General features: G+C 70.7%; 12 protein-coding genes. 11 read left to right on the top strand and 1 reads right to left on the bottom strand.

The features are described from left to right. Positions 1-76 precede the first annotated feature (76 nt). Both K2F47_RS26495 and K2F47_RS26490 read left to right on the top strand, forming a co-directional pair. Positions 77-1,291 (top strand): MFS transporter, encoded by a 1,215-nt coding sequence (locus K2F47_RS26495; RefSeq protein WP_242908055.1) that lies wholly within the window; start codon positions 77-79, stop codon positions 1,289-1,291. Positions 1,292-1,440: 149 nt separating this feature from the next. Next, positions 1,441-2,175: a formylglycine-generating enzyme family protein gene (locus K2F47_RS26490; protein WP_242908054.1), complete on the top strand. Its 735-nt coding sequence runs from the start codon at positions 1,441-1,443 to the stop codon at positions 2,173-2,175. 16 nt (positions 2,176-2,191) lie between these two features. On the opposite strand, the gene K2F47_RS26485 is transcribed toward K2F47_RS26490, so the two are convergent. After that, positions 2,192-2,518: a DUF2795 domain-containing protein gene (locus K2F47_RS26485; RefSeq protein ID WP_242908053.1), complete on the bottom strand. Its 327-nt coding sequence runs from the start codon at positions 2,516-2,518 to the stop codon at positions 2,192-2,194. Between the two features lie 156 nt (positions 2,519-2,674). Between K2F47_RS26485 and K2F47_RS26480 the strand changes: the two genes are divergently transcribed. The 9 genes from K2F47_RS26480 to K2F47_RS26440 all read left to right on the top strand — a co-directional run bounded on the left by K2F47_RS26480 (position 2,675) and on the right by K2F47_RS26440 (position 14,077). After that, positions 2,675-2,932, top strand: coding sequence for a hypothetical protein (locus K2F47_RS26480; protein ID WP_242908051.1), 258 nt, complete (start codon positions 2,675-2,677; stop codon positions 2,930-2,932). Between the two features lie 133 nt (positions 2,933-3,065). After that, on the top strand, positions 3,066-3,305 hold the full coding sequence (locus K2F47_RS26475) for a hypothetical protein (RefSeq protein ID WP_242908049.1): 240 nt from the start codon (positions 3,066-3,068) through the stop codon (positions 3,303-3,305). A 527-nt stretch (positions 3,306-3,832) separates the two neighbouring features. Continuing rightward, the gene (locus tag K2F47_RS26470; RefSeq protein ID WP_242908047.1) at positions 3,833-4,015 is read left to right on the top strand and encodes an alpha/beta fold hydrolase; all 183 of its coding nucleotides are present in this window, start codon (positions 3,833-3,835) and stop codon (positions 4,013-4,015) included. A 479-nt stretch (positions 4,016-4,494) separates the two neighbouring features. Then, positions 4,495-4,731, top strand: coding sequence for a hypothetical protein (locus K2F47_RS26465; RefSeq protein WP_242908045.1), 237 nt, complete (start codon positions 4,495-4,497; stop codon positions 4,729-4,731). 222 nt (positions 4,732-4,953) lie between these two features. Next, positions 4,954-5,481, top strand: coding sequence for an RNA polymerase sigma factor (locus K2F47_RS26460; RefSeq protein ID WP_242908044.1), 528 nt, complete (start codon positions 4,954-4,956; stop codon positions 5,479-5,481). Further along, complete coding sequence (locus tag K2F47_RS26455) at positions 5,471-5,668, top strand: hypothetical protein (RefSeq protein ID WP_242908042.1); 198 nt, start codon at positions 5,471-5,473, stop codon at positions 5,666-5,668. Before K2F47_RS26460 ends, K2F47_RS26455 begins: the two co-directional genes overlap by 11 nt. A gap of 534 nt (positions 5,669-6,202) precedes the next feature. Next, complete coding sequence (locus K2F47_RS26450) at positions 6,203-6,853, top strand: hypothetical protein (RefSeq protein ID WP_242908040.1); 651 nt, start codon at positions 6,203-6,205, stop codon at positions 6,851-6,853. A gap of 41 nt (positions 6,854-6,894) precedes the next feature. Beyond that, positions 6,895-8,949 (top strand): SPFH domain-containing protein, encoded by a 2,055-nt coding sequence (locus K2F47_RS26445; protein WP_242908039.1) that lies wholly within the window; start codon positions 6,895-6,897, stop codon positions 8,947-8,949. Positions 8,950-9,088: 139 nt separating this feature from the next. Beyond that, positions 9,089-14,077 carry a DNA repair ATPase gene (locus K2F47_RS26440; RefSeq protein ID WP_242908799.1) on the top strand — a complete coding sequence of 1,663 codons (4,989 nt, stop codon included), beginning with the start codon at positions 9,089-9,091 and terminating at the stop codon, positions 14,075-14,077. Positions 14,078-14,126 lie beyond the last annotated feature (49 nt).

Below are 14,126 nucleotides of genomic sequence, written 5' to 3'. Positions count from 1 at the left end.
CTGCCAGACACCCCTCTTTGGCGACTGCTGTACTGATGCGTACGGCCATTGACGAGAAACCACAGAAATGGATGCCATGTCCGCAGCGACCACGACCGTCGACGGCCCTCCCGTAACGGAACGATCGCCATTGCTGGGCTGGCTGGCCGTCGTCACGGTCATGATGGGGATATTCTCGATCGTCACCACCGAGATCCTCCCGATCGGCCTGCTGACTTCGATCGGATCCAGTTTCACGATCTCGGACGGAACGGCCGGTCTGATGATGACCACGCCGGGATATCTCGCCGCCGTGTCCGCGCCCACGCTCACGGTCGCGACCGCGCGGCTCGACCGGCGGGTGATGCTGTGCGCCTTCATGGCCCTGCTCGCCGCCGCGAACCTCCTCGCCGCCGCCGCGCCCGCCTTCTGGGTGATGCTGCTCTCCCGCGTGCTGGTCGGCATCACCATCGGCGGCTTCTGGTCGATCGCGGCCGGACTCGCCGACCGGCTCGTGCCGCCCGGGTCGGTCACCCGGGCGACCGCGGTGATCTTCTCCTCCGTCCCGCTCGGCTCGGTGCTCGGCGTGCCCGCCGGCACCCTCGTCGGCGACCTCGCCGGATGGCGTGTGAGCTTCGTGGTCATGGGCGTGCTGACCTCGGCCGTCCTCGCAGCCACGCTGGCGTTCGTCCCGAGTCTGCCGGCCGAGCGGGCCACCCGCCTGAACGTCCTGCGCGGCATGTTCCGCGGCACCAACACCAGGGTCGGGCTCCTCCTGACGTTCCTGATCGTGATGGCGCACTTCGGGGCTTACACCTACGTCACCCCTTTCTTGGAGCAGGTCACGCACGTGAGTTCCAGCATGATCACGGTGTTCCTGCTGACGTACGGGGCGGCCGGCATCGCCGGCAACTTCGTGGGCGGCTCGCTCGTGGGACGCTTCCCGCGCGCCACGTTCGGGATCGCCGCCGGGATGATCGCCTGCGCGACGCTGCTGCTGCCCGTCCTCGGCAGGTGGGACGCGGGAGCGCTGGCCTTGCTCGTCCTCTGGGGAATCGGCTATGGAACGATCCCGGTCTGCTCCCAGACCTGGTTCGCCAAATCCGCGCCGCACGCCCCCGAAGCGGCCTCCGTACTCTTCACAGCCTCCTTCCAGGCGACCCTCTCCACAGGCGCACTTGTCGGAGGCATAACCGTGGACAATTTCTCTCCCTCGACCGTCATGGTGCTCGGCGGAATAGCGGCCGTCCTCATGACATTCACCGTATGGCTGCACTTCGCGAAACGCGTCCCCTGGCCCGAAACCGCATAAAGCGCGGCTGCCGCATCAGCCCGCACGTGTTGCGGCGCGCATGACGTTCCGCCGCGACCGCCGGATGGTGCCACCCCCCGCCCGAAACGCTCCCGCCCGCCGATGCAATCATGATCAACCCTGATGGTGCCTGTCAGCGGAGGTGAAGCATGGGCATCGGGCCCGTGGACTGGGTTCCCATTCCGGCCGGTGTGGTGCAGCGGGGAACCCCGACCGGCGACGTGCCGAAGGTCGCCGAGGCCTACGCCGACACCGGGGTTCCGATCGAGTGGTTCGTGAAGGAGGCTCCGCGCGCCGCCATCCACGTCCCGGCCTTCCGGATCGCCCGGACCACGGTCACGGTCGCCGAATGGACGCCGTTCGCCACCGACACCGGACGCCACGTACCGGACGCCCCAGGCCCGGACCATCCCGTTACCGGCGTGAGCTGGGCGGACGCGAACACCTACTGCCGCTGGCTAACCGAACGCCTGGGCGAGGACATTCGACTCCCCACAGAGGACGAATGGGAACGGGCCTCGCGCGGAGATGACACACGCGAGTTCCCCTGGGGCGACGAGTACCGCACGGGCCTGGCGAACCTGGTGGACATGGGCGTCGGGCAGACCCTCCCAGTCGGATCCCTGCCCAGCGGCGCGAGCCCGTTCGGCGTGCTCGACATGGCCGGAAACGTCGACGAGTGGACGTCGACCCTCTACGCCCCCTACCCGGGCGCACCCGCCGAGGTTCCCCCGGTCGAGCACTGGGCGGCCGACCCGCACATCACCCGGGGCGGAGCCTACGTCCACGACCGCGACCTCGCCCGGTGCGCCCGCCGTCACGCCGCCTACGACACCGACCTGGCCGCGGTCGGCATCGGCTTCCGCCTGGCCGCGAACGCCTGACCAGCCCAGCGGCAGGTCAGGGGCTCTCGTCCCCGCGGTGGAGCTCGTCCTCGATGGGCGACCGCTCCGTGTGCCGCATGTGCTCGGCGAGGCCGGGCTTGTTGTGGTGCCTGCGCTGATGGTCCTGCTCGGACGGGCTGCGCTCCGGGTCCGGGTCGATCGGGAGCGAGCGCACGACCTCGCCCACGCTCCCGTAGGTGCCGAGCGGCAGCGACGACAGCGCCCGCTCGGCCCGCGTCCCGGGCACCCTCCCGTGCGCATGCTGCACGATCCCCTGCTTGCTCGCCGGAAACGCCAGGTCCCCGAGCACTTCCTTGATCTGCCGCGTGTCAGCGAGTCTCACAATGATCTCCCCCCGCCTCGCTCCGTGCCGTGGCGCCGCCCTGCCGAGACTGCCCGCGCCGGCCGCCGTCCAAACGACCGAACCACCCGGTTCACCTGGGACTTCGCGGGTATGGGCTGGTTTTGGCCGCATTCGACTAGGCGGAGGTGAACACCCATGCCGGGCAAGAAGATGGAGGGGAACGAGGTCCAGCGCCGCGCCAAGGCGAGGGAGGCACGGGCCGCCGGTTCCACGCCGAGCGCCGAGCACGTGACCAGGGGAGCCTCCAAGCAGCCGCACACCAAGCCCAAGCACGACCGGCACCACCACACGGAGCGGCTGGAAGACATCCACAAGGGCAAGCAGCAGCCGAGCTCGCCCCAGCCCAAGCCCGGCTACGGCGTCCCCGGCTCCAAACGCCACCGCCAGACCTGACCCCGCTCAGCGCGCCTTCCGTCCAGCGCCGCTGCCGCACCGCGCTCCACCAGGCACTCCGCGGAGACGAGCATGAGACACGGCCGGACGGGTAAGGGCCGCCAAAACCTGAGACAGAAGGCGGTGAAGACCGATGGGCTCGGCACACGAGCAGGAAACAGGCGGGGTTACCGGTACCAAGGACAAGGACTACAACCTGGTCTGGTTCGTCGAGCAGTGCTTGAGCAACGTCCTGCGGCTGGAGACCTACATCGCCGACGCCGAACGCGACGGCGACGACGAACTGGCCGACCTGTTCCGCCGCGCCCAGGCCGAAAGCCGCAAGGGCGCGGAGCAGGGCAAGGACTTCCTGCGCCGCCGCCTGACCGGCTGACGTCCGCGTAAACCAACACGAGCATTCCCTGGACTGCTTAAGTAATGGGCGGCCACGGACATCAATCATCCGAGGGCGCCCGACCGGTTCGAAGTGTCCTACCGGGACTTGCCGCACGGCCGGATGCGGGCGCGGACCAATGGCGAGTCCGTGGCGGGTGTCCCGGAGTTCGCCCTGGTCCAGGGAACGGCGGTGTCGAACTACCTCGTGCCCCGCGCTGGCCTGCGTGGGGCACTGGCCACGCGCCGCCGGGCCTCGCCGCCAGCGGCGATCCACCGCACGAGCTCGACATCCCGCAGTACGGCGACTCCGTGACGGAATGGCTGGACGCCGCCGATCTCGGCCCGGTGATCGTGGCCGGGCACAACAGCGGCAGGCCGCCGCCCAGCGTCCAGACGCGACAGTCGCGTTGGCGCTGGCCAGCCCTCCATCGATCCGATCGGACGCTCGATCCCCCGGCTGCTGGCCCGATGGCGGCTCAACGCCCCGCCCAAGCCAGACGATCTCAGCCATGCGCACCGACCGGAATGACTGCGCGCCGACCCCTCAATGACCACCTTGAGGACGTCCTGGCGGGAATCCCCGTCCCCGTCCTCCTCCTGCGGGGCCGCGAGGACCGGCTCCTCACCGAGAAGTGGGCGCGTGAACTCACCCGAACGGCCCCGGACGGACGGCTCGTCGAGCTGCCCCGGGCGCACACGTTCGTCTGACCCCACCCCGACGACTCGCGCGAGGGCCTGCGCCTGTCCGAGCAGGCAGGCCGCTTCCAGCACGGCGCCTACGGCGGCAGCACCGCCCAGGAATTCCACCAGGGCAGCCCCCGAGTAGCCGACTTCCTCGCCCGCAACGGCTCACCCCACCGCGCCTGGCGCGCCCCGTCCCCGGACGGCGACAGCCCGGAAGCCCGAATGGGGCTGCGACAGATCCCTCCTCGCGGACCTGTCGGACTTCCCCGTCCACCACCTCCAATACCTCGACGGCACCGACCCCTACGGCATCGAAAGCCCGCCCCGTCCACCCCACCCCACCCCACCCCCAAGTAACCCCCGGCAGCAGAGCCGATCCGCCCCTCCAAGCCCCACCCCTGTGCCGCTGTTTGGCCGCCACAACGCTGCGGGTGGTGCTGCACGCCTGGATGCGCGTCAGCACTTCTTCAACGACGGCGAGAATCCAGCATCAGGAGGCAGGCGTGCTTGACGAGACCGACCCGAGTGCACACCGTTCCCCTCCGCAGGACGGCACTCCGGACCCGCACCGGCGCGAGCAGCGGGGGGACGACCCGGCGAAGCTGGTGATCGTGGCGAACGCCGCCCTGGTCGGCGTGCCCGCCGCCTATGCCACCTCCCAATCCGTGCTGGTCACCGTGCTCGCTGCTGTGGTCGCGACCGTGTTCGTCATCGTCTACGCGTTGCGTCGTCCCCGGTGAACACCACCGCAGCCCGTCCTCAAAGAATCTTGGGGGACGGGCTGCACGTTCAGCCCTCCGCGCGTACTTAATCAGTGAGGTCTTTGGACGGGGGCGGCTGTCTGGGCAGTACTGGGGCCTGACCAGCCAGCCGCATCACCCACTCACCTCCCCCTAGAAAGGAAGCTTCGTGATGCGCGCTCTAGGAACACCCTCCCGAGCCATGGAATGGAGCGCTAGCGCATGCCGAAGAAGGTGGGCCTCGACCCGTCGTCCCTGACGGGCTTTCCTTCCTACTACCGGACCGACTTCACGCCGCTGATCAACTTTGTGATGAATCTGGGCGCCAAGCGAGAGGAGGCGCGGGACGTGGCGCAGGAGGCCATGCAGGCGGCGGTGCGCGCCTGGCCCGAGATCGAGTACCCGCACGCCTTCACGCGCAAGGTGGCCGAGAGGGTCTTCCTGCGCGAGGTCGAGAAGAGCCGGCGCATCCGCGAGGCCGTCCTCAAGGACGTCGACCACCACCGCACCGCCGGCTCCCCCGACGTCGCCGCGCAGCAGGCCGACGGCCGCTTCGTACTCGAACTCCTCGGCCTGCTGGCGCCCGAGCAGTGCGCGATCATGGCCTGGACGATCGACGGCTACTCCCCTGGCGAGATCGCCGAGATGACCGGCCACAAGCCAGCGACCGTGCGCTCCCAGCTGCGCCATGCCCGGCGCCGCCTCGGTCAGGAACTCAGGAACCGGAAGGAGGCGAGCGATGGACCGTGATCCGGACCTGGACGTGGACCTGCTCCTCCGGCAGGCATCCACAGCCAGGCGCGAGTCTCTCGACGCCAGCATCGACGTCGAGCAGCACCTCCACGATCTCTACCGCCAGATGGGCCTCGACCCCGCCCTCGCCGATCAGGAAGAGCCGCTACCCGACAGGCAGCGCGCAGGCCCCCTGGATCGTTAGCGTCCGCGTACGGATACGGAACCGCGGACCAGGGCGCCCTCGCGCCATTGGCGCCGCAGGCCTCGCCGGTGGCCTGGGCGCGCTGCTCTGGCGGAGGACACCGCCGCCGCCGGTCGTCCTTGGGCATCCGTTGGGGGCCGCTCCGGGGTTCTGGCCGGCTGGCCTCGGGCGCGCTTTTGCTAGCGGGTGGGAAGCGGAAAAGGGGCTTTTCCTGGGTGTCAAGAATGCGCTAAAGTAGCCGCTGGTGTGCCGGGAAGCCTGGTCGGCGAGACAGGATACGTCTCCCATCAGGAGGTCGGATGACTCCCCGGAGCCACTTCACTGCGCTACGTCTCCCCATGTCGATGACCGAGGTCACGGCCATGCGAGTCGGCCTTCTCGTCGCCTTCCGGGCGACCGCCTTCCCCGATAGTTAAGTCTCAGAGCGCCGTCGCGCTCGGCTGAGCTGCGCTTTTCATTTCTTTTCTGGATTGGCCACGCACATGGTGCGGCGGTCTGATCAGTCATGGCCTCGATGCGAAGGCGTGCATTCACATGGGCGAGTTCATGGACGCCGTGCTCGGTTTTCCGACGGTACTTTTCAGCTTTTCTCTGATGGTGGTCGCCGGGTACTGGGCGCTGGTGCTGCTCGGCGGCCTGGGGGTCGACCTCCTCGACGCCGACACCGATACAGGGGCCGGTGTCGGCGGCGAGGACGGCGGCTTCGGCGGTCTGCTGGTGGCGGGCGGGCTCGGTGGGGTGCCGGCGACGGTGGCGGTGTCCTTGCTGGTCTCGCTGGGGTGGTTCGTCAGCCTGGCGGGCTCGGCGCTGCTCGGCGGGGCGGCCGTGCTCTCGGTCGTCGTGCTGGTGGTGGCGTCGGTGAGTGCCTGGCTGGGGACGCGGCTGGCCGTGCTGCCGCTGCGCCGCGTCTTCCAGGACGGGGCGGAGACCTCGCTGCGCGACTTCGTGGGCCTGGCGTGCGTCATCCGCACGGGACGGGTCGGGCCGGACTTCGGGCAGGCCGAGGTCACCGCGGCCGACGGGTCCATCGCCACCGTCCAGGTCAGGCAGCCCGCAGCGGACCTTCCGGTGACTGCCCTCACCTTCGGCAGCACGGCGCTGATCTTCGATTTCGACGCGGCCGGCGAGTTCTTCTGGGTCATGCCGTACGACGCGGCGATGGCTCCGGACCGTCCGCCCTCCTGATCCTCACGCGTCTCTCCTCCTCTCCGTAGACAGGGATTTCGATGAACGTCATCACGATCGGGCTCGGCGTGCTTCTCGCCGTGGCCCTGCTCATCGCCCTCGGCCTGGTGCTGATGGTGACCCGGCTGTTCCGCAAGGTCGAACAGGGCAAGGCGATGATCGTCTCCAAGCTCAAGCGGGTGGACGTCACCTTCACCGGCGCGGTGGTGCTGCCGGTACTGCACAAGGCCGAGATGATGGATATCTCGGTGAAGACCATCGAGATCGAACGGTCCGGCCGGGACGGCCTGATCTGCAAGGACAACATCCGGGCCGATATCCGCATCACGTTCTTCGTCCGGGTCAACAAGACCGTCGAGGACGTCAAGAAGGTGGCCCAGGCGATCGGCACCGCCCGCGCCAGCGACCAGGCGACGATGCAGGAACTGTTCGCCGCCAAGTTCTCCGAGGCGCTCAAGACCGTCGGCAAGCACCTGGACTTCGAGGACCTCTACACGCGCCGCAACGAGTTCCGCGACCACATCATCGAAGTGATCGGCACCGACCTGAACGGCTACAGCCTGGAGGACGCGGCGATCGACCACCTTGAGCAGACGTCGCTGCTGTCGCTGGACAAGAGCAACATCCTGGACGCCCAGGGCATCCGCAAGATCACCGAGCTCACCGCGATCCAGCACGTGCGCACCAACGAGCACGCCCGCAACGAGGAGAAGGAGATCGCCCGCCAGGACGTGGAGGCGCGGGAGGCGATCCTGGAGCTGGAGCGCCGGCAGGCGGACGCCGAGCTCAGGCAGCAGCGGGAGATCGAGACGGTGCGGGCCCGCGAGGAGGCCGAGACCCAGCGCGTCCAGGCCGAGGAGCGGCTGCGCGCGCAGGCGGCGCACCTGCGCACCGACGAGCAGCTCGGCGTCCAGCAGGAGAACAAGGCCCGCGAGATCGCGGTCGCGGAGAAGAACCGGGAGCGGGTCATCGCGATCGAGGGCGAGCGGATCGAGAAGGACCGGTTGCTGGAGGTCATCGCCCGCGAGCGGGAGACCGAGCTGACCCGGATCGCGGCGGACAAGGAGGTCGAGGGGCAGAAGCGGGACATCGCCGAGGTGATCCGGGAGCGGATCGCGGTCGAGCGGACCGTCGCCGAGCAGGAGGAGAACATCAAGCGGCTGCGCGCGGTCGAGGAGGCCGAGCGGGCCCGCCAGGCCGTGGTCATCCGCGCCGAGGCCGAGGCGCAGGAGAACCTGGTCAAGGGCATCAAGGCGGCCGAGGCGGCCGAGGCCGCGGCCGTCCACCGGGCGCGTGAGGAGCTGACGCTCGCCGAGGCCCGCCGGCAGGCCGCGGAGCTGGACGCCGACGCCAAGACGCGGCTGGCCGAGGGGGCGCAGGCGGAGGCCGCCGCGGCCGGGCTCGCCGAAGTCCAGGTGCGCGAGCGCGACGCGGCGGCGATCGAGCAGGTGGGACGCGCCGAGGCCGCCGTCACCCGGGAGAAGGCGCTGGCCGAGGCGGCGGGCGTCCGGGAGAGGTCGAAGGCGGAGGCGGAGGGGCTCACCGAGAAGGCGGCGGCGATGGCGGCGCTGGACGACGCGGGCCGCGGGCACGAGGAGTACCGGCTGCGGTTGCAGGCGGAGAAGGAGGTCCGGCTGGCCGGCATCGACGTCCAGCGGCAGGTCGCCGAGGCCCAGGCCGCGGTGCTGTCGACCGGGCTGGAGCAGGCCGACATCAGCATCGTCGGCGGCGAGAGCGTGTTCTTCGACCGCCTCATGGGCTCGATCGCGCTCGGCAAGGGCGTGGACGGGTTCGTGCGGAACTCCGAGGTGGCGCAGACGCTCGCCGGTCCGTGGCTGGACGGGTCGGCGAGCTTCACCGACGACGTCACGCGGCTGCTGGGTTCGCTCGGCAGCGCGGGCGTGCGGGACCTGACGCTGTCGGCGCTGCTGATGCGGGAGATCACGGCCGGCGGCCCGGACACCGGCAAGATGCGCGAACTGCTGAAGACGGCCCGGCAGCTGGGCGTCGCCGACGTCCCGCTCGGGGACGTGCCGCTCGCCGAGGCGTCCTTCGCCGAGATGCCCACGCCGGCCGCCAACGCGGTCAAGCACTGAACCACACGAATGACCGGCCGGGCCCGGTGACCCCGTCCAGGTGTGCGGAACGGCCGGTGAGGTCATCGGCGGGCCGGTGCGGTCGGGTGGAACGACAGGAGGAGGATCTGTGAGCGGGCTCGCCGCCGGGGAAGCGGATGTGACCGAGGCGAAGGCGTCCGAGGACGCCGGGACCGGGCTTGACCACGGCACCTACGAGGTGCTGCGCGCTCGCCTGGCGGGTCACGCGACCGAGTTGGCCGAGCGTGCCGAGGCGCTGAACGCCCGCCGCGTGGAGGTCTTCGGCGGCACCGATCTGCGCCTGCTCGGGACGGAGCGGATCCGCACCGAGAACAGCTGCGTTCCCCGCGACATCGTGTCGGCAGGCGGGCTCCTGCTGTTCGGCTACAACTCGGTCACCGGGCTCAGCGCCGAGACGGGCGTCGACGACGTCTTCGCGCTGCACCGCCTCACCCGCGACGAAGACGGGGACGGCTTCGTATTCACGGCGGAAGGGCCCGGCGCGGCGCCCGGGCTTCTGCGTGATCCGCGGTTCGAGCGCGACTTCGCCGAGATGTACCGGTACTACCGGGAGGCCCGGCTGCTCCAGCTGCGGCGGCTGGACGGCCGGCTCCTGGCGGTCTTCCAGACCGGCCCGCGGCTGGAGGACGTCCGCGTGCTCCGCTGGTCGGCGGGCGCCGACGGCACCGTCCGCTACCTGGACAACCGCGGGGAGCGCGACCACGTCTTCCCGCCGTCCCACGACTTCGACTGGACGGAGACGACCCGCGAGGACCACGTCCAGGGCCGCCACCCGCACATCTCCATCGAGGGCGAGGTGTTCGTCGGGACCACCGGCGGAACCCTCATCGTCAAGATCGAGGACGACACCGAGACGGACAGCGGCATCCACGCCGAGCCCGTCGACGAGCCGTTGCAGAGCCTCGCCGACGCCGACGTGCTCCATGCCCGGGTCGGTGCGCTGATCCTGCTGCGCATCCGTCCGTACAACGAGAGCGCCTGGCGGCATCTGGTGTTCAACACCCGCACCAAGGAGGTCGTCCGGCTCGACGGCATCGAGCAGGCGTGCCGGCGGCTCCCGGACGACCGCGGCATCATCTTCCCCGGCGGCTACTACCTCGACACCGGGACCGCCAAGACCTTCGACACCGAGGTCGCCGGGTTGGAGTACGAGCGGGCCGTCCACTCGCCCAACGGCGAGGACGTCCTGTACGTGTTCCATTCCCGCGCGGACGGCCGGTCGCTGCTGCTGCACTACAACGTGATCCGCGAGCGGGTGGCCGCCCCGATCACCTGCCACGGCCACTCGCTGTTCGACGATGGCACGCTCGTGGTGCTGCGCGCGCTCTCCGACGAGCCGTCCCGCGTCCACCCCGTGCAGGTGTGGCGGACCCCGTACGTCTCGGACGCGCATGCCGCCGCGCAGCCGGTCGGCACCGGACCGCTGGAGCGCGTCGGCAACGCCGACCTGGTCCGGGGTATCTCCGACTGCCTCGCGGTGACCCGGATGGCCGAGGAGACGGCGCCGTCCGCTCCGATGTTCCAGGCGCTCATCGCCGCCTGCGTCCGCGCCGCCGACTTCTACCACTGGCTGGGCGATGGGGAGCTCGGGGACCTCCTCACCCCACTCGCCCAGGTCCGCGCGACCGCCGACCAGGTCCTGGCCGAGTACGGCAACGTCCAGGCGCTCACCGGGCAGGCGCGCGAGGCGGTCGAGCAGGCCGCCGGCACGGTCACGGCGCTGGTCCGGCTCGTCCGGGGGCAGGAGCCGGACACCGCCGACGCCTGGGTCGCCCGGCTCGCCGAGCTGCGCCGCGCCCGAGGCCACCTGGAGACGTTGCGCGAGCTGCGCTATGCCGACCACGACCGCATCGACGAGCTGGCGTCCGCCCTCGCCGGCGCCCAGGACGACACCGGCCGGGGCGCGGTCGCGTTCCTGCGCGGCGAGGGCGCCTTCACCGGCTACCACGCCGAGATCGACCGGCTCGCGGCCGAGGCCGAAGGCATCGGGACCGCCGCCGCGGCCGCGCCCGTGCACGAGCGGCTGGCCGCGCAGACCGAGGGCCTGGAGATCCTCATCGAGGTCGTCGGCGGCCTCGACATCGCCGACGCGACCGTCCGCACCGCGATCCTGGAACGGATCGGCGAGGTGCTGGCCGGCGTCAACCGCGCCCGCGCCCTGCTGGACGCCCGCCGCCGCGAGCTGCTCGACACCGAGGGCCGCGCCGCGTTCGCCGCCGAGCACGCGCTGCTCGACCAGGCCGTTGCCGGCGCGCTCACCACGGCCGACACCCCCGACCGCTGCGACGAGCAACTCGGACGCCTGCTCCTGCGCGTCGAAGGCCTGGAAGCCCGGTTCGCCGACTTCGACGACTTCCTCCGGCGACTGGAGGCCAAGCGAACCGACGTCTACGAGGCGTTCACCGCCCGCAAGCAGGCGCTGCTGGACGAACGCGCCCGCCACGCCGGCCGGCTGACCGAGTCGGCCGAGCGGATCCTCGCCGGCGTCCAGCGCAGGGCCGCCGCCTTCACCTCCCTGGACGAGGTCAACACCTACTTCACCACCGACCCCTCGGTGGCCCGCCTGCACGGTGTCGCCGCCGAACTCCGCACGCTCGGCGACCACGTCCGCGCCGAAGAACTGGACGGCCGGGTCAAGGCCGCCCGCCAGGAGGCGGGCCGCGCGCTCCGCGACCGGCTCGACCTCTACGCCGACGGCGGCGAGACGCTCCGCCTCGGGCGCCACCGCTTCGCCGTCAACACCCGTCCGGCCGAACTCACCCTCGTGCCCCACGCCGGGACCATGGCCTTCGCCGTGACGGGCACCGACTACCGTGCGGAGGTGCGGGACGAGCCGTTCCAGCGGACCCGGCCGTTCTGGGACCAGCCCCTGATATCGGAGACTCCGCAGGTGTACCGGGCCGAGTACCTGGCCGCCTCGATCCTCCTGGACGCCGGGACCGGTGCCGGCGAACCGTCCGTGCCCGCGCTGCACGAGGCCGCCGCCACCGAGGCGGGCCTGTCCGACCTGGTACGGAACATCGCGTCGGCCCGGTACGACGAGGGCTACGAGCGGGGCGTCCACGACCACGACGCCGCGCTCGTCCTCACCGAACTCCTTCGCCTGCACGCCGGTGCCGCCCTGCTCCGGTACCCGGCCGCGGCGCGGGCCGCGGCCTTGCTCTTCTGGAACCACGGCACCGACGAGCCCGCCCGCGCGGCCTGGACGGTCCGGGCCGCCTCGCTGGCCCAGGCCCGCGCCGCCTTCGGCCGCCCCGACGCGGTGGACGACCTGTGCGCCGAGTTGAACGCCGCGATCACCGCGTTCTGCGCGGCCACGGACCTGCCGTCCGACGCGATGGCGGGGGAGTACCTGTTCGAGGAACTCGCGGCGGCCCCACCGGGTTTCGTCGTCAGCGCCCGCGCCCGCGACCTCCTCCGCGACTTCCGCGCCGCACTTGGAACCCTGTCGGACGAACTCGACCACGACCTCGGCTCCCTCGGCGACGACACCGCCGCGCTCCCCGCCCGCCACCACCTCGCCAAGGCGTGGCTGGACTCCTACGGCGCCGCGGACCGGCTCGACCACCCCGAGGTGATCGCCATGCTGGTGTGCGGCACCGCCGTCCGCTACGACTCCCACGCCGACCTGACCGCCACCGCGACCGGCCTGCTCGGCGCCCACCCGAGGATTACCGGCCGGAGCCTCGACCTCCGCCTGGACGAGACGCTCGCGCGCGTCCGCCGTTTCCGCGGCGAACACGTCCCGGCCTACCGCGCCTACCAGCGCCACCGCACCGAACTGATCTCCGCCGAACAGCGCAGGCTCCGCCTCGGCGAACACCGGCCCGCCGTGATGAGCGCCTTCGTGCGCAACCGGCTCATCGACGAGGTCTACCTGCCCCTCATCGGCGACAACCTGGCCAAACAGCTCGGCGCCAGCGGAACCGGTAAGCGCACTGACCAGATGGGGATGCTGCTGCTCCTCTCGCCCCCCGGCTACGGCAAGACCACGCTCATCGAGTACGTCGCCGAACGGCTCGGCCTGCTGATGGTCAAGGTCAGCGGCCCCGCCCTCGGCCGCTCCGTCACCTCACTCGACCCCGCCCAGGCGCCGGACGCCACTGCCCGCCGCGAGATCGAAAAGATCAACCTCGCATTCGAGCTCGGCACCAACGTGCTGCTCTACCTCGACGATATCCAGCACGTCTCATCCGAGCTGCTGCAAAAGTTCATTCCCCTCTGCGACGCGCAGCGCCGCATCGAGGGCACCTGGAACGACCGCACCCGCACCTACGACCTGCGCGGCAAACGCTTCGCGGTCTGCATGGCCGGCAACCCCTACACCGAGTCGGGTACGCGCTTCCAGATACCCGACATGCTGGCCAACCGCGCCGACGTCTGGAACCTCGGCGACGTCCTGTCCGGACGCGACGACCTGTTCGCGCTCAGCTACATCGAGAACGCCCTCACCTCCAACCCCGTCCTCGCGCCGCTGTCCGCCCGTGACCCCGGCGACCTGCGGCTCCTCGTCCGGCTGGCGGAGGGCGACCCGTCCGCACGGCCCGACCGTCTCGTCCACCCCTACTCCCGGACGGAGCTGGAGCAGATCCTCTCCGTGCTGCGCAAACTCCTGCGCGCCCGCGACGTCGTCCTCGCCGTCAACCACGCCTACATCGCCTCGTCCGCCCAGAACGACGCGTCCCGCACCGAACCCCCGTTCCGGTTCCAGGGGTCGTACCGGAACATGAACAAGCTCGCCGAGCGGATCGTCCCGGCGATGAACGACGACGAACTCGACACCCTCGTCGACGACCACTACACCGCCGAAGCCCAGACCCTCACCGGCGACGCCGAGGCGAACCTCCTGAAGCTCGCCGAACTCCGCGGCCGCGCGACTCCCGAGCAGGCGGCGCGCTGGAGCGAGGTCAAGGCCGGCTACCTGCGGTCCCAGGCCCTCGGCGGCGCGACCGACGACCCGGTCGGCCGCGCCGTCGGAGCCCTCACCCTCCTCACCGACCGCGTCGCGGCCGTGCAGACCGCCATCGAACGAGCCGCACAGCATCCCAACGGCAGGCATTCGTCCCGGAGCATCAACAGCGAAAACAATCAGCCCCATAGGCCATAGCCAGGGCCACCAGTGCGACCACAACCTAAGTGGCCCATCGACAGGCCGC

This window comes from Actinomadura terrae (genome assembly GCF_022751215.1).
GTDB lineage: Bacteria > Actinomycetota > Actinomycetes > Streptosporangiales > Streptosporangiaceae > Spirillospora > Spirillospora terrae.
This window is presented reverse-complemented; position numbering and strand designations above follow the sequence as displayed.